At 61.2% G+C, this 16619-nt stretch carries 10 protein-coding genes; 3 read left to right on the top strand and 7 right to left on the bottom strand.

Translation table 11 applies throughout. The features are described 5' to 3' along the window. Positions 1-15: 15 nt before the first annotated feature. Genes GbCGDNIH8_RS02130 through ptsP form a run of 3 tightly spaced genes read right to left on the bottom strand, consistent with a single transcriptional unit; the run spans position 16 to position 5368 of the window. On the bottom strand, positions 16-1773 hold the full coding sequence (locus tag GbCGDNIH8_RS02130; protein WP_072571922.1) for a PTS fructose transporter subunit IIC: 1758 nt from the start codon (positions 1771-1773) through the stop codon (positions 16-18). Next, positions 1770-2789, bottom strand: coding sequence for a 1-phosphofructokinase family hexose kinase (locus GbCGDNIH8_RS02135; RefSeq protein ID WP_072571923.1), 1020 nt, complete (start codon positions 2787-2789; stop codon positions 1770-1772). The genes GbCGDNIH8_RS02130 and GbCGDNIH8_RS02135 overlap by 4 nt, the downstream gene beginning before the upstream one ends. Beyond that, complete coding sequence (ptsP, locus tag GbCGDNIH8_RS02140) at positions 2786-5368, bottom strand: phosphoenolpyruvate--protein phosphotransferase (protein WP_072571924.1); 2583 nt, start codon at positions 5366-5368, stop codon at positions 2786-2788. The genes GbCGDNIH8_RS02135 and ptsP overlap by 4 nt, the downstream gene beginning before the upstream one ends. Positions 5369-5622: 254 nt before the next feature. Between ptsP and GbCGDNIH8_RS02145 the strand changes: the two genes are divergently transcribed. Further along, complete coding sequence (locus GbCGDNIH8_RS02145; RefSeq protein WP_475690355.1) at positions 5623-6648, top strand: substrate-binding domain-containing protein; 1026 nt, start codon at positions 5623-5625, stop codon at positions 6646-6648. A 3-nt stretch (positions 6649-6651) separates the two neighbouring features. Here the strand turns inward: GbCGDNIH8_RS02145 and GbCGDNIH8_RS02150 are convergent, their stop codons facing one another. Genes GbCGDNIH8_RS02150 through mutS form a run of 3 tightly spaced genes read right to left on the bottom strand, consistent with a single transcriptional unit; the run spans position 6652 to position 12736 of the window. Then, complete coding sequence (locus tag GbCGDNIH8_RS02150; protein WP_072573545.1) at positions 6652-7179, bottom strand: asparaginase domain-containing protein; 528 nt, start codon at positions 7177-7179, stop codon at positions 6652-6654. Positions 7180-7226: 47 nt separating this feature from the next. Next, the gene (locus GbCGDNIH8_RS02155; RefSeq protein WP_072571925.1) at positions 7227-10118 is read right to left on the bottom strand and encodes a [protein-PII] uridylyltransferase; all 2892 of its coding nucleotides are present in this window, start codon (positions 10116-10118) and stop codon (positions 7227-7229) included. Beyond that, positions 10112-12736 carry a DNA mismatch repair protein MutS gene (gene mutS, locus GbCGDNIH8_RS02160; RefSeq protein ID WP_072573546.1) on the bottom strand — a complete coding sequence of 875 codons (2625 nt, stop codon included), beginning with the start codon at positions 12734-12736 and terminating at the stop codon, positions 10112-10114. Before mutS ends, GbCGDNIH8_RS02155 begins: the two co-directional genes overlap by 7 nt. A gap of 375 nt (positions 12737-13111) precedes the next feature. On the opposite strand from mutS, the gene GbCGDNIH8_RS02165 reads away from it, so the two are divergent. Both GbCGDNIH8_RS02165 and puuE read left to right on the top strand, forming a co-directional pair. Beyond that, positions 13112-13546 (top strand): hypothetical protein, encoded by a 435-nt coding sequence (locus GbCGDNIH8_RS02165; protein ID WP_157692524.1) that lies wholly within the window; start codon positions 13112-13114, stop codon positions 13544-13546. A gap of 25 nt (positions 13547-13571) precedes the next feature. Continuing rightward, the gene (puuE, locus tag GbCGDNIH8_RS02170; RefSeq protein WP_072571927.1) at positions 13572-14507 is read left to right on the top strand and encodes an allantoinase PuuE; all 936 of its coding nucleotides are present in this window, start codon (positions 13572-13574) and stop codon (positions 14505-14507) included. Between the two features lie 15 nt (positions 14508-14522). Here puuE and ligA read toward each other — a convergent pair whose 3' ends face one another. Further along, on the bottom strand, positions 14523-16595 hold the full coding sequence (gene ligA, locus GbCGDNIH8_RS02175) for an NAD-dependent DNA ligase LigA (protein WP_172822965.1): 2073 nt from the start codon (positions 16593-16595) through the stop codon (positions 14523-14525). Between the last annotated feature and the right edge of the window lie 24 nt (positions 16596-16619).

Raw genomic sequence — 16619 nt, forward strand, 5'->3', positions numbered from 1 at the left:
GAATGTGAAACGATTTTACAGGACGGCTTCTGTGGGGCGTTTTTTCTTGAGCAGCCCGGCCAGAACGGCGGTGACGATTGTTCCCGTCGCGAGTGCGGCCAGATACCAGAGCGGGTGGCTGATGGCGTTGGGAATTGGCAGCACGAACACACCCCCATGCGGCACGCGCATCTGCACATCACAGGCCATGGAGATGGCTCCGGCGATGGCAGCGCCGCCTGCCGTAGCGGGAAGAACACGCAGAGGATCAGCCGCGGCAAAGGGAATGACGCCCTCGGTAATAAAGGCCAGCCCCAGAATGCTGGCGGCTTTACCGGCCTCTCTTTCCTGCGCGGTAAAGCGGTCCGGATAGAGGCGTGTTGCCAGTGCCATACCAAGCGGAGGTGTCATGCCGGCGATTACCACCGCCGCCATCGGTGTATAGATATCGCTGGCTAGTAATCCGACGGAGAAGGTGTAGGCAGCCTTGTTGATCGGGCCGCCCATGTCGATTGCCATCATGCCGCCCAGCAGAAGGCCGAGAAGAATGGCACTGCTGCCCTGAAGAGTTTGCAACCAGTGCGTCAGGGCAGAGAGCAGGTGAGCTGCCGGATCGCCAACGCCGTACATCATGACGAGGCCGGTTACCAGACTACCGAGCACGGGCAGGATCAGAACCGGTTTCAGACCATCCAGATTGCGACCGAGCTTGATCCAGCGATTGAAAAAAGCCGTGCTGTATCCAGCGATAAACCCAGCGAGAATGCCACCGAGAAATCCGGCGCCCATTGAGGACGCGATCATGCCGCCGGTCAGTCCCGGAGCAATACCGGGACGATCAGCAACAGAGTAGGCGATATATCCTGCCAGAACCGGCACAATCAGTGGAAAAGCTGATTTCGCACCGATGAGAAACAGGGCATGTGCCAGTGTGCCTGCCTGCGATGCATCGGTCACATGAACGCCGCCCAGTGCGAAGGCCATGGCGATCAGAATGCCGCCTGCCACCACGACGGGCAGCATGAAGGAAACACCGGTCATCAGATGTTTGTAGGGGCCCGTCCGGGCCGGCCTGGCGTTGTCTGCCGACCGGTCGGAGGTGGATGGAGCAGCCTGCTCCCTGTTGTCCTGACCCCATATGCTGGCTTGAGCAAAAGCTTCTGTAATCAGGGCGGCTCCATCCCTGATGGCCGTTTTGGTGCCGGTTTTGAAAAGTCGTTTACCGGTGAAGCGGGACAGATCAACCTGTGTATCGGCTGCAATAATCACCAGATCAGCAGAGGCAATTTCTTCAGCACTCAGTGCATCCCGCGCCCCGACTGATCCCTGTGTTTCCACCCGGATCATGCAGCCATGCGCGGCAGCACCCTGTTGCAGTCCCTCGGCCGCCATGAAAGTATGCGCGATGCCGGTGGGGCAGGATGTGATGGCAACGATCCTGCTTCCCTGTGCCAGTTTTCCATCCGGTGATGCAGGGGGTGAGCTCGGCACGTCTGCAATATTATCCAGGACAAGATCTGCATCAGTCAGGATAGTATCCAATGTAGTCTGATGTTTTGGAAAACCTGAAAGCTTGTCTGCTATAGCCAGATGCGTGGTATCGCCTTCACTTTCGCCAACCAGCAACAGGGTGGAGATCATACGTGTGTCGGGCTCAGGTGACGCCGAGCCGGCTGCGCGCAGATCGATTTGAATGGTACGGTTACGGTTGGAGGCAGCTTTGCGCAGTGCTTCGGCAGCCAGTACGGCATGTGTGCGGCGTGCCTGTCCATCGATGATGGCGAGAATGGTCATGACGGCAACACTCCCGCATTATGCCCGATATTTCGAAAATGGCCTGCGTTATCTTGCAGGTTCTGAACGATCAGGCGGCTTTCAAGCGTTAGCACCAGATCGCTTCCCGGCAGGGATGCGCCCGGTAGCGTCAATTTGGCGGAGGCAAGGGCTACGGCGCGGCGCGCCAGTTGTTCCAGTGGCAGATCGTCATGAAGCGCCGTGACAATCCCGGCAACGAGCGCATCACCCGCGCCGACAGTGTTCAGCACCTGCATGGGGGGCGGCTGCACATGCACAGCCTGATCGTCAGTGACAAACAGGGCACCCTCTGCTCCCAGTGAAATAGCGGCGAGGGTTACGCCACGCGCTGTCAGCTCACGCCCTGCACGCAGGAGGTCGGTTATATGGTCCAGCGGGGTACCTGCCCATTCTTCCAGCTCATGCCGGTTGGGCTTCAAACAAAAGGGCAGTGTTTTCGCTTCGTTCAGCACGGCTCCCAGCGCGGCTCCACTGGTATCCAGTACTGTGCGAAGACCTTGACGGTGCAGCATGTCCAGCAGCGTGACATAGATATCGTGCGGCATTGCGCTGGGGACACTGCCGGCCAGTACGGCAATGTCTCCAGCCTGCGCCACTGAAGAGATATGCGTGATGATCGCCGCACCTTCATCATTGCAGGGCAGGCCGGGCGTGTTGATGTCGGTGGTCTCTGCGGCTGTATGATCGATCAGTTTCAGGTTGCGGCGTGTATGACCGGGCACGCGAAGGAACAGATCCTCGATCCCCCGCTCGGCAAAAAACGTCGAGAACAGTACATCATTGGCATCCCCCAGAATGCCACAGGCCCTGACAGGCGGCGCGTTTTCATCTCTGGCCGCGAACCAGTCAGCAAGGCAGCCTGCGACATTGATCCCTTTTCCGCCGGGATAGGAGGCGGCGGCCAGGGCCCGATTGACCTGTCCCGGATGCAGGGTCGTCAACTCTACCGTCTCGTCGATGGCGGGGTTCAGGGTGATGGTCAGAATCGCGCTCATATGGCTTCTCCAAAGCCGGTATCAGCGTGGAAGCCGGTTTCCAGCGCTCTCACTTCAGCCGGAGAGGAAGCTGCCAGAGCGCGCTCGGCCAATGCCTTCAAATCGTCCATGCGGTACTGCCGCAGGCAGGCTTTGACACCGGGAATGTCACGGGGCGTCATTGACAGTTCGGTAACACCCAGCCCGGCCAACAGCGCCGCACCGAACGGATCGCCTGCCAGACCACCGCAGACCCCGACCCAGCGGCGCAGAGGTGCGGCGGCTTCGGCTGTACGGCGGATCAGCGCGAGCACGGCAGGGTGCAACCCGTCCACCTCAGCGGCCAGCCCGGAATTCTGCCGGTCCATGGCCAGCGCGTATTGTGTCAAATCATTGGTACCAATGGAAAAGAAATCCACATGGGGGGCAATCCGGTCGGCCAGCAGTGCCGCCGCCGGTACTTCCACCATGATGCCCAACGGTACTTCCGGTGCCTGCAACGCGGTGCGGACACGGTCACAGACGGCACGCAGGCCGGCAATTTCCGCCAGTGACGTGATCATCGGGAACATGATGGATAGCGGCGCTTCCGCGGCTGGCTCCGTCTCTGCCTGCCAGCGCCTGACATGTCCGGCGGCACGGTACAGCGCACGCAGCTGAGGCTCCAGCAGATCAGGCCGGCGCAGCAGAAGTCTGGCGCCCCGCACGCCGAGGAAAGGATTTTCCTCATGCGGAAGGTTCAGATGCGGCACCTGTTTGTCACCGCCAATATCCAGGGCGCGCACAACCAGCGGCCTGCCATCCAATGCTTCCAGCATCGCACGGTAGGTTTCGAACTGCTCCTCCTCATCCGGGGCATGGTCACGCTCCAGAAACAGGAACTCGGTCCGCATCAGACCGACCCCTTCACCGCCCTGTTCGAGCGCGAAAGCCACCTGATCAGGGCGATTGACGTTGGCGGCCACGGTCACGTGATGACCATCCGTGGTGCGGGCCGGGCGGCTCCGTTGCGCAGCTTCTTCGTTGCGAAGCTCGGTCTGGCGCAATGACCAGTCCTGTGCCGAGGCGATGGCTGTCTCATCCGGGTGCAGATGCACCACACCGGCACGGCCATCGAGAATGACCATGCTGCCGGATGGCAGCTCCATCACATCCGGTCCGGCTGCCGCAATGGCGGGCAGGCCCAGTGTCCGGGCAAGAATCGCGGTGTGGGACGTCGGGCCGCCCAGCGCTGTGATCAGCCCCAGCACGCGCGCCGGATCCAGTCCCGCCGTGTCGGAAGGGGCGAGATCATCAGCCACCAGAATGCAGGGATAATCCGGCAGGGTCAGCAGCGACCCCCCGGCCTGGGACGGATCAAGCTGGGCCAGAACCCGCCTGCCGACATCCCGCAGATCGGCCGCACGCGCGGCCAGAACCGGGTTGCCGAGTGCAGCCATCCCCTCGGCGGTCTGTTCGACGGCATGATGCCAGGCCCAGGCCGCGCCATGTCCGTCCACCATCAACTGACAGACGCGGGTGATCAGGTCGGTATCATCCAGCAAACCTGCCTGTGCCTGAAAAATCGCGGCATCGGCGGCACCAAGGCGGCGGCCCGCGTCATCGGACAGGGCATGAAGCTGCGCGCGCGTGACGCGCAATGCCTCATTCAGCCGGTCCGCGCCCTCCCGCAGATCCTGCGGATGATCAGTCACGGATACGCTGTGCCCTTTCAGGACATAGACTGGCCCGATAGCCAGTCCCGGGGCAGCGGAAACGCCATCAATACGCATCAGCTCATGGGGTGGTGTCCAGCCTGCGACGGGCCGGGCAGCCCGCATGGCTTTTTCAGCGGCCGCGCGTTCTCCGGCAGTCAGGCTGTCCATGGTGGATTTCAGAGCCTGCAACGCCTGTTCGGCATCGTCCCCATCGGCGGAGACGGTAATGCGGTCGCCCTGTTTCAGCCCAAGCTGCAACAGGCCAATCAACTGGCGCGGATCGGCAATTTCAGCGTTATGACTGATCTGAAGCCGAGCCCGGAAGCGTTTCGCGGTTTCAGCCCACGCCGAAGCCGGTCTGGCATGCAGGCCGCTTGGATAGGGGACGCTCCATTCAAAGTGATGGCGGAGATCGGTTGTCACCGTATCAGAGGACATGCTGACGGCGGCAGGATGCGCATCCTCGCTCAGGGCAGCTTGCAACAGGGTGGCATCGCCAGTCTGGAACAGTGTTTTCAGGCGCTCCTCATCCTGCAACAGCCGGGTCAGGCGGCGGAGAATGGCGATATGCGCGTCAGATCGTGCAGCGATCCCGACCACCAGATGGGCGATCTGTCCCGGATTCCACAGGACACCTTCCGGCACCTGTAGCACTGCGATGCCATCGCTGCGCACCATGGCGCGGTCATCCACCATGCCATGAGGAATGACGACTCCATGGCCGAGCCATGTATTGGCGACATTTTCCCGCTTCAGCATGCTTTCGGTGTAGGCGGGATCAACATGACCGGCAGCAGCCAGAAGCTGGGCGACTTCCTCAATCGCCTGCTGCTTGTCTGCCGGAGCCGCTCCCACGCGCACCATGGCACGCGGCGCGGTCTGTGCGCTCGCGATTGCATTCATCTCGCGGCGTCCTCCCCAATCCATTTTGACGACCGGTCTATCTGCCGGGTGTAAGATTATATGAAAACGTTTTCAGAGCTACGTCAAAGAATTTATTTTGTAGAATTTATTTCCTAGAACTTGTTTATGCTGCATTCTATCTTTGCTGCACCTGCGAAGATCTTGCTGAAAATTGCTTGTGCAGTAGGTTTCAGAGATAATAAGGAAAACGTTTTCCAGATGATTGGGTCGCTGGTAGAACGATGGAGAAAGCCTTGAGCTCTTTAGCTGATGGAACTTCCTCCACGATGCGGGCTGTCGGCATCAAGGATGTGGCGGAGGCAGCAGGTGTTTCACCCGCAACAGTCTCCCGCGTGTTGGCTGGCGGCAAGGTCAGTGAGGCACTGAAAGCGCAGGTGGAGGCCGCTATTGCCCGCTCCGGCTATCGCCCCAATTTGTCGGCGCGCCGCCTGCGCTCCCGCAATACCCAGACGATTGGTCTGATTGTTGCAGATATCCGCAATCCGTTTTTCACCGCTGTCAGCCGTTCTGTCGAGCAGATTGCCTTTGCGTCCGGCATGCGGGTGATCCTGTGTAATACGGATGAAGATCCGGAACGCGAAGCCATGTACCTGCAATTGATGGAAGAGGAGCGCGCAACCGGCCTGATCCTTGCCCCGACTCTCTCTGCGATAAGCCGTCTGGCGATGCACAGGCCTTCGTTACCGGTGGTTCTGATCGACCGTGAAGGGCCTGCCGGCTGTCTGGACTCCGTGGTGCTGGATAACCGGGAGGCCAGCCGTACCCTGACCCGGCATCTGCTGCAAAATGGATATCGCCGTATCGGCGGCCTGTTCGGGATGGCCAGCACTACGGCGGTGGAACGTCGGGAGGGCTATGAACAGGCAATGCGTGAAGCAGGATTGGCTTCTGAGTCCCGGCAGTCTCCCGCCACGATCCCCGACAGCGAGCAGACGGCCCATGCCTGGCTGAGCAGCCCTAATCCGCCAGAGGCATTGCTGGTCAGTAACAGCCTGACTCTGATGGGGGTTACCCGTGCCGCCCGATCGCTCGGCCTGTCAATTCCGCAGCAACTGGGGCTGGCCGGATTCGATAATGATCACTGGACCGAACTGGTAGGGCCAGGCATGACCGTTATGGCCCAGCCGGTCGAGGAAATCGGGCGCATGGCGATGGAGATGCTGTTCAGCCGCTTGCGTGAGCCGGATCAACCGGTGCGCAAAATCGTGCTCAGTGGCCGTCAGATTACCCGCGGATCTTCTGTCCGGACAGCCGCCTAGCCTTCAAAGCTGACGAAACGTGCCGATCGTCCGATCTTTTTCGAACTGCGTGCCGCTCAGAACCTGATCATGGAATGCCAGATGCAGCCCCGGTTGCAGCAGGCGCAGCGCCGTCAGCGCGGCTGACAGGTTCTGCACGGCATCCGAGCCATCAATATGAAGGGGAGCCATGGCGCCGGTGAACACGACGGGGCGCGTCAGGACGGCTTTTCCGGCCGTGACGCGGGCTTCCAGGTGACGCATCGTCTCGCGCACCGTATCGGTGCCATGAGTGACAAGAATGCCGCCAAAGCGGCTCTCTGCACCAAAAACTGCATCTGCCACTGCATCACGATCCGCATTGGTAAAGTCCAGACTGTCCTTCAGCACCGGCTGCACCATGGTGATCTCCGTCTGCGGCAGGCGCAGTCGTGGGCCGAGCGCTGCAAGCCAGTCCGGATGCGGGTCCAAGGCCCCGGTGGCTTCTACATAACGCTTGGAGATTGTCCCGCCGGTGGACACGATCAGAACGGAAAGAGGGCCGCTGCGCATCACAGGCTCCATGGCAATAAGATGTTGGAATCGATCAAAACGGGTCGTTAAAAATCATCACCGGTGGCGTATGTGCGACGCATTGGTGGAGGCAAAGGCATAGGGCCGGTATCATCGGGGGAGGTCAGTGCCCCCAGCAGAGCCTGTCTCAACTTGGCGAGCTTGCGTTCGTTTTCGACTTTCAGCCCGAATACGTCTTTCACATAAAAGACGTCCACCGCCCGCACGCCATAGGTGGTGATGTGAGCGCTGGCAATTTGAAGGCCCTGCTGTGCGATCGCGGCGGCAATATCGTGCATCAGGCCGGGGCGGTCACGCCCGTTCACTTCCAGAACCGTATGTGTATGGGAGGCATGGTTATCCACCACCACACGCGGCGGTACATGGATCGCCCGCATCCGTGTGCCAAGCAGGGGGTTGGAGGCCTTGCGGATTTCCTCGTCGATATCCAGCTGGCCGGACAGGGCCTGTTCAATCAGCACGGCGATTTTTGCCAGCCGGTTCGGCTGATCGAAGGCTTCCCCGGACGTATCCTGTACCCAGAACGTATCCATGGCCATACCATTGGTCATGGTGTGAATACGGGCATCGACGATGGAGGCTCCAGCCACGGCCAGCGCACCGGCGATCTTGCCGACCAGACCGGGCGTATCGGCGACATACACGGTCACTTCCGTCACGGCACGGGCGGGTAAAGGCTGGGTATCAACGGTCAGAAGCTGCGTGCCTGCGGTACGGATCAGGCGGGCATGGCGCGCATGGGTTTCGGGGTCGAAGGACAGCCAGTACCCGGGATAACCGAGTGTCAGGAAGGCTTCCCGCTGTTCCTCCGGCCAGTCATAGAGCAATTCGGCGGCGGCTTCCTTGGCGCGGGCGACGCGGGTGTCGCGCTCTGTGGTGGCCAGACCGCCCGCCAGAACCTCGGCCACGCGCGCATAGAGTTCGCGCAGCAGCGTCGCTTTCCAGCCGTTCCAGACCTTGGAACTGACGGCCCGCATATCCGCGACTGTCAGCACCAGCAGCAGCTTCAGCCGCTCCGGTGACTGGATGGTATCGGCCAGATCGAGAATGGTTTTCGGATCGTCTATATCGCGCCGAAACGCGGTCTGGCTGAGCAGAAGATGATGCAGCACCAGCCAGGAGACCATTTCCGTCTCCTCTGAATCCAGCCCCAGTGCCGGGCCGATCTCCAGCGCCAGTTCAGCCCCGAGTTCGGAGTGATCGCCGCCCCGTCCCTTGGCGATGTCATGCGTCAGCATTGCCACATACAGGGCACGGCGGGACTGGAGGTGATCAACCAGCCCGCTGGCGACCGGGGCTATATCGGCCAGATCTCCATGCTCAAGCTGGTTCAGAACACGAATCGCCTCGATCGTGTGCTCATCCACAGTAAAGACGTGGTAAGTGTCGAACTGCATCTGTCCGACAATACGCGCCCATTCGGGAATGAACCGACCCAGAAAACCGGTTTCATTCAGGATGGACATCCAGCGTGCGCCGCTTGGCCGCTGGGATGGGCGCTGGGCGCCTTCCGGGAGCGTATTGCCGCACAGCAGATCGAGGAACAATTCGGCGGCGTGTTTGTCGTCACGCAGGGCGATGGCTCCCCGCTCATTGCGGATCAGGCTGCGAATGGCGAGAGGATGGATTTGCAGATCGCGATCACGTGCGAGCTTCAGGATGCGCAGCATCTGAATCGGCTTGCGCTCGAAATCATGGGAAGGGGCAGGCAGGAGTTTGCCTTCCGCCAGTACGAAGCCCGCATTGATCAACGCCATATCGGTTTCAGCGGCGATAGCGGGAGGGCCGAGGGCAGCGCGGATCAATGCCGGTTCCAGCACGCGGGTCAGGCGCAGGACCTCGCGGGCGGTCAGGAAATAGTGGCGCATGAAGCGCTCGACGCCATTCTGGCGACCATGGCGCGTATACCCCATCCGCGCGCCAATCACTGGCTGGACATCGAAGGTCAGACGTTCCTCTGCCCGTCCGGCGACGTAATGCAGGTGAAATCGCAGCGTCCACAGAAAATTCCAGGACCGTTTCGCCAGCCTGGCTTCGTTTTCCGTGATCAGGCCGCCACCGGGAGCGTCCGCGCCCACCAGATCGGCCAGTTTACGGGTGCCAAAGACGTACCGGGACAGCCAGTAAAGCGTTTGCAGATCCCGCAGGCCGCCGCGGCCTTCCTTGATGTTCGGCTCGACGAAAAACGGGCTTTCGCCATAGCGCAGATGGCGTGCATGGCGCTCGGCCTGTTTCGCGGCGATGAAGTCATGTTCACCCGCCTCGGTACAGGCTTCCCGGAAGGCGGTGATGAATGAATCGAACAGGCTCTGGTCACCAGCCAGATGGCGTGTATCCAGCAGGGTGGTGCGGACGGTGGTATCTTCGGTTGCGGCTTGCAGACTCTGGCTGATGGAACGTGTGGCGTGCCCGACTTTCAGCCCCAGATCCCACAGAAAATACAGCATGAACTCGACCACCGCGAGTGTGCGGGCGGAAGGCGTGTCCGCCGTAATGAACAGCAGATCGATATCACTGAACGGGGCCAGTTCCTGCCGTCCATAGCCACCAGTAGCGGCAACGGTGACAGGTTCAGTCTGCTGTGTGGCGGAGGCCGGAATGGCGATACTGTCGGCATATTGGTACAGCGCGGCAACAAGCCCGTCGGTCAGGTCGGACAATAGATGGGCAGCCATCAGGCCAGCCAGCCTGCCCTGTTCAAACGTATCACGCACCCGCCCCTGAATCCGCGCCAGATGACGACGGAACACACCCAGGGCGGCATTACGTTCCAGTTGCGATAAAGGCCCCTTGCGGGGGCCGGGGCCGAACTCTTCCTCCAACGCCGTCAGGGCGCGATCTAGTTCCACGGCGGCAAGCTCGGATGCCGTCTGTCGGGGCGCTTTTGGCGCAAGGCCGGGGGAGGAAGGTGTCACCATGATTCCGCTTCTACATCGCCATTGTGCGCCTGCGAAGAAAGCATAGACTTAAAATGATACATAAGATCGAGAGCTTCGCGTGGGGTGAGTTTATCCGGTTCCATCTGACGCAGCGCCTCGATCAATTCCGGCGGTCCGGAGGCGGATTTTGCCTCCTGAATCCTCTCTTCTTCCGGTTGTCTCTCTGTTTCGCTGCCATGGCTGGCGGCAAACAGGGGCAGCGTTGCACTGTCGGTCAGTCCGGCGGAACGTTCTTCCAGCGCCGTGAGCAATTGTCCGGCCCGGCGTACGGTGGCGGCAGGCACACCAGCCAGTTTCGCGACATGGACACCCCAGCTTCGTCCTCCGGCCCCTTCCGCCACCTCATGCATAAACACGACCTTGCCGCGCCATTCCTGCACTTTCATCGTATAGGGGCGCAGCATTGGCAGTTCCCCTTGCAGGCGCGCCAGTTCATGGAAATGAGTGGCAAAAATCGTGCGTGCGCCGATGCGGCTGTGCAGGGCTTCCAGCACCGCCCAGGCGATGGCCAGACCATCCAGCGTGGACGTGCCGCGTCCGATTTCATCCACGACGACCAGGGAACGCGGTCCGGCCTGATGCAGAATAGCGGCGGTTTCGGTCATCTCGACCATAAAAGTCGATTGCCCGCGTGCCAGATCGTCCGATGCGCCAACCCGGCTGAACAGGCGATCCACAATACCGATATGGGCTGCTCTGGCCGGAACCGGCAGTCCCGCCTGCGCCAGAATGACGATCAGGGCGTTCTGCCGCAGATAGGTGGATTTGCCTGCCATATTCGGCCCGGTGAGCAGCATGACCCGTCTGCTGGCGGACAGATCCGTATCGTTGGGCATAAAGGGGGTTGGGCCGCCTTCCAGAGCCGCCTCCACGACGGGATGGCGTCCCGCCTCGATCGTCAGGGTCTGGTCATCGGTCATGACGGGGCGGCACCATGTGCCGTTTTCCGCCAGACGGGCAGCGGATTGCAGCACGTCCAGACGGGCCAGCGCCTCGGCGCAGGCGGCGATGGAGCTGGAATGGGCCTCCACCTTCTGCCGCAGGGCAGTGATGACGATCATTTCCCGCTGCCGGGCGCGTTCGGCGGCCTCGGTAATGCGGCGGTCCAGCTCCGACAGATCTGGATGCGTGAAACGTGCTCCGTTGGCCATGCCCTGTCGCAGGATCAATTCGGGTACGCTCCGCAGAGCTTCCACCGCTACGGCAGGCACCTCGATCATGTAACCGAGCTGCGCGTGATGACGGATCTTGAGGCTGGCAACGCCATAGCGCTGGGCATATTCGGTCTGAAGGGCGGCGATGACCTTGCGGCTGTCATCCCGCAGCCCGCGTTCGGCATCCAGTTCACCGTCGAAGCCGCTGGCGATCACGCCGCCATCCTCGATTCGGGCCGGCACCGGATCGGCGAGCGCTGCATCCAGCATCTCCGGCAGATCGGGCGGCAGATGCAGGTCGGCGTGCAGTTCGGCCAGTGCGGCGGGCAGGATGCCTTCCAGTAATCCGGCGGCTTCCATGGCAATGTGTGCACCATCCCGAATGGCGGCCAGATCGCGGGGCGTGCCGCGTCCCAGCGCGATCCGCCCCAGTGCGCGGGCCATATCCGGGCAACCGCGCAGCGTCTCCCGCAGGCGCAGGGACAGAGTTGGCTGTTCCAGCAGCCAGCCCCATCCATCCTGCCGGGCGGTGATGGCTGCCCGATCGGTCAAGGGAGCACCCAGCCATGCGGCGAGCATTCTGCCGCCAGCCGGGGTCAGGGTGCGCTGGACGGCGGAGAGCAAAGTACGTTCGGTGCCGCCATCGCGGGCGCGGTCAATCTCCAGACTGGCGCGGGTGGAGGCATCCATGGCCAATCGTCTGGCCTCGCCCACCGGCACGGGATGCCCGAGGCGAGGCAGCGCCCCCATCTGTGCATCCCGCACGTAATCCAGCGCCTGCATGGCCGCCATGGCTTCGGCATCGGTAAAGCTGCCGAATACGTTGATATGGCTGACATCGTATGCTTCAGCGAGTCGCGCCCTTGCATTGCCTGGGTCGCTCACCGGCTGTTCCGGTCCGCGTCGTGCGTCCCACATCTCCAGTTGCAGGGAAGAGGGGCAGAGAATTTCCGCCGGATCAAGGCGGCCCAGCAGGGCGGTCAGGCCGGATTCGTCCAGCGCTTCCGTCTCGAACAGCCCGGTGGAGATATCCAGCCACGCAGCCCCCAGGCAATTCCCGGACTGCGCAATGGCCAGCAGCAGATTGGGACGGCCTGCATCCAGCAGAGTTTCCTCGGTAATGGTACCGGGCGTCACCAGACGTACGACATCGCGGCGGATCGGGCCTTTCCCGGCGCGGTTTTTGGGATTTTCCATCTGCTCGACAATCGCAACCCGCCAGCCGCGGCGGATCAGTCGGGACAGATACATCTCGGCGGCATGGACCGGCACGCCACACATGGGAATCGGCTCGCCTTCATGCAGCCCGCGCTTTGTCAGCTGAATATCCAGCGTTGCGGCGGCATTTTCCGCATCCTGAAAAAACAGTTCGTAGAAATCACCCATGCGGAAAAACAGCAATGCATCGGGGTGCTGGTTTTTCAGTACGAACCATTGCGCCATGGCGGGTGTGGCGCCTGCCGGAATGGCGGCAGCCGTTTCACCTCCATCCCCATTGGAGGCACGGGCGGCACTGCTTCCGGGAGGACGGCCCCGGCGTGTGGGAGTCGATGCAACGGACATGAGGCATAGTGTAATGGCTCTCGTTTTTTCGGCCAGCATGCAGAGGTGGCTGAGTATAGACTGTTGTATAATCGCAACATCTTTGATGGCCTGCCATACGCTTTGCCTGTGGTTGCGCACAGAAAGCTGATTTTGTTCCAGCCTGTGCAGGCTGTCAGGGACTCCCCTTGAAAATCGGGAAAGTCTATCCAGTTGCGGTTGATCCCGCTGGAATTTGATGTAACTGATCGGCGGCACGAAAAGGAATGGCGGATCGTGGCAGCGCTGATCTTCGGCGTATTTTATCTGGCCGCGATTATCATGATCGTGGCGTCGCACGGTTTTGCGACCTCCCGCTATCAGCGTGAAATGCGGCGCTGGGGCGATGAGGAAGCCGCATTTTTCGGCTGCTTTACCCGGTTGGCAAGCGATACAGTAAGCGGTTGGCTGCTGGACCGACGGATTGATCGCTCGCAAGGGCCGATAGTCGTTTCTGCCCATCGCCATGGCCGGATGATCGGACTGACGACATTGGCAATGCCGCAGGACGGTGATGCCCCCCTGAATTTTACGCTGACTTTGGAAAAACCGGTGACAGAGAGCGATCTGTTGAGTGAACGTGTCGTTCTATGGGCAAGGGATGGCCATCTGGTGCGGCAGGTTGTGATGGATGCCATGTTGCAGCGCCGCCTGATCGGCAATATCCGTTGATACAGACTGCGTGGGGAGCGGGCGCATGGCTCTGGATGGTGGGATGTATCCGCGCGATCTGATCGGCTACGGCAAAACACCGCCCTTTGCGCGCTGGCCGGGCGGCGCCAGAATCGCGGTCAATTTCGTCGTCAATTATGAGGAAGGCGGAGAGAACAGCATTCTCCATGGCGATCCGGCATCGGAAGCCTTTCTGTCGGAGATCATCGGCGCACAACCTGTTCCCGGCCTGCGCCATATGAATATGGAAAGCCTGTACGAATATGGCAGCCGGGTCGGGTTCTGGCGGTTGATGCGTCTGTTCGGCTCATACGGGCTGCCTTTTACCTGTTTTGCGGTGGGCATGGCGTTGGAGCGTCATCCGGAAGCGGCGCAGGCAATGATGGCAGCCGGGCATGAGATCGCGAGCCATGGTTATCGCTGGATCGACTATCAGTTCGTGACCGAGGACGCAGAGAGAGCCGATCTGGCACGCGCGATCGAGGCGCACCGCCGCGTGACAGGCAAGCGTCCCCTCGGCTGGTATCTGGGCCGCTGCTCCCCCCATACGCACCGCCTGATCGCAGAGGAGGGCGGCTTTCTTTACAATGCCGATACCTATGCTGATGATCTGCCGTACTGGGATCTGCACCATGAGCGGCCGCAACTGATGGTGCCGTATACGCTGGATGCCAACGACATGCGTTTTGCCACGGCACAGGGATTCAATACCGCCGAGCATTTTTTCACTTATCTGCGCGACAGTTTCGATACTCTGTATGAGGAAGGGGCCGTGACCCCGCGCATGATGTCGATCGGGCTGCACTGCCGTCTGGTCGGGCGGCCGGGGCGTCTGCCGGGGCTGAAACGCTTCATCGACCATCTGCGGGCGCATGACGATGTATGGATCTGCCGCCGCGAGGATATCGCCCGCCACTGGCAGGAGACCCATCCTCCCCCCGCCCAATGTGTGCCGGGATAGCAGGCGGGACTGTTTTCAGCCTTCTCCGGCGAGTGCCAGCCATTCCTCTTCCGACAGGGTGCGGATCCCGAGCTCTGCGGCTTTTTTAGCCTTGGAGCCGGAATCGGTCCCGGTCACCACGAAGTCGGTTTTTTTCGAGACGCTGTCAGTGACTTTCGCCCCCATGGCTTCGGCACGGGCTTTTGCTTCAGGGCGGGTCATGGCCTGAAGCGTGCCGGTAAAGACGATGGTTTTCCCATTGAGGGGAGAATCCGACGCCGCAGAGGACAGACCGCCGGACGGGCTGGTGATGGTCAGCATCCCGGCCAGTTCATCCAGCGTGTCGATATTGCGTGGCTCGGCGAAGAAATCGACCAGTTCCTCGGCGATGGTGGGTCCGATTCCGGTGATGCTGCCAAGCGCCAGCCTTTCGTCAGAGCCGATTTGTCTGGCGGCCAGCATCTGGGTCCGCCATTCCGTGAAGCTGCCATAGTGGCGGGCCAGCAATCTTGCATTGGTCTCGCCGATGCGCCTGATGCCCAGCGCGTAGAGAAAACGGTCGAGCGGGATGCTGCGCCGCGCCTCGATCGCCTGGGAGAGATTGCGGGCCGACAGGGCTCCCCATCCATCACGGCGGGCAATCTCCTCCTCGCGGGTGGGGAGGCGGAAAATATCAGCAGGGCCGGAGACCAGCCCGTCACGATGAAATTCGATGATGCTTTTCTCACCCAGCCCGTCAATGTCGAAGGCAGGCCGGGATACCATGTGGATCAACCGTTCCACCACCTGTGCTTCACAGGTCAGGCCGCCCGTGCAGCGGCGCACAACCTCTCCGGGGGGGCGTACCGCCAGACTGCCGCAGACCGGGCAATGCTCCAGCGGCGCGAAAGGCTGGGCGCTGTCCGGCCGTTTTTCCAGCACGACCGAGACGATCTGCGGAATGACATCGCCCGCCCGTTGCAGAATAACGGTATCGCCCTCCCGCACATCCTTGCGGGCGATTTCATCCTCATTATGCAGGGTGGCGCGGGTGACCAGCACACCGCCGACATTGACCGCCTGAAGATGGGCCACCGGTGTCAGCGCACCGGTGCGACCGACCTGAATGTCGATTTTCTCCAGCACGGTCGTTGCCTGTTCGGCAGGGAATTTCCACGCTGTCGCCCAACGCGGCGCACGCCCTACAAAACCGAGTCGTCGTTGCAGTGACAGATCATCGATTTTGAACACGACGCCGTCGATATCGTAGGGCAGCGTGGAACGCTCTGTCGCGATCCGGGTGGTGAACGCGGCGGCGGCGTTTTCATCCTCAATAAGCTCTGACAGCGGATTGACGATGAATCCCCACTCTTTCAGACGTGCCAGATAATCCCAGTGGGTTTCTGCGACCGGTGCGCTGCTCTCTCCCTGTGCATAGGCAAAGAGGGCCAACGGACGGCTGGCAGTCACGGATGCATCCAGTTGTCGCAATGATCCGGCGGCGGCATTGCGTGGATTGGCAAAAATTTTCTGCCCCAGCCGGGCCTGCGTTTCGTTCAGTTCCAGAAACGCGGCCTTGCTCATGAAGACTTCGCCACGAATTTCGATGAAGCCGGGCGCTTCTCCATGCAGGGTTTGTGGCACGTCGCGCAGGGTGCGGACATTGGCGGTGACGTCCTCCCCCTCCATCCCGTCGCCGCGTGTCGCTGCTCTGGTCAGGATGCCGTTTTCATAGGTCAGGGAAATGGACAGGCCGTCGATTTTTGGCTCGGCCACGAAACGGGGGGAAGCCGGTAAATTCAGAAACCGTCGGGCACGGGCGCAGAATTCGGCAAATTCTTCTGCGTCGAACACATTGTCCAGCGACAGCATCGGCACGCGATGCCGGATTTTTGCAAAGGCGGAGGAGGGGGCCGTGCCGACGCGGCTCGCGGGGCTGTTTTTCAGAATGGCATCGGGGAACAGACGCTCGATCTCGGCATTGCGCTGCCGGAGGGCATCGTATTCCGCATCCGTCACCAGCGGAGCGTCATCGCGATAATAGGCTTCGTCCAGTTCAGCGATACGGCTGGCGAGCCGCTCCAGCTCCGCCCGAGCCTCCTCGGGTGACAGAGCCTCTGGCGAAGTCAGGGACAGAGAGGTGGAATCCGGATT

Source organism: Granulibacter bethesdensis (assembly GCF_001889545.1).
GTDB lineage: Bacteria > Pseudomonadota > Alphaproteobacteria > Acetobacterales > Acetobacteraceae > Granulibacter > Granulibacter bethesdensis_B.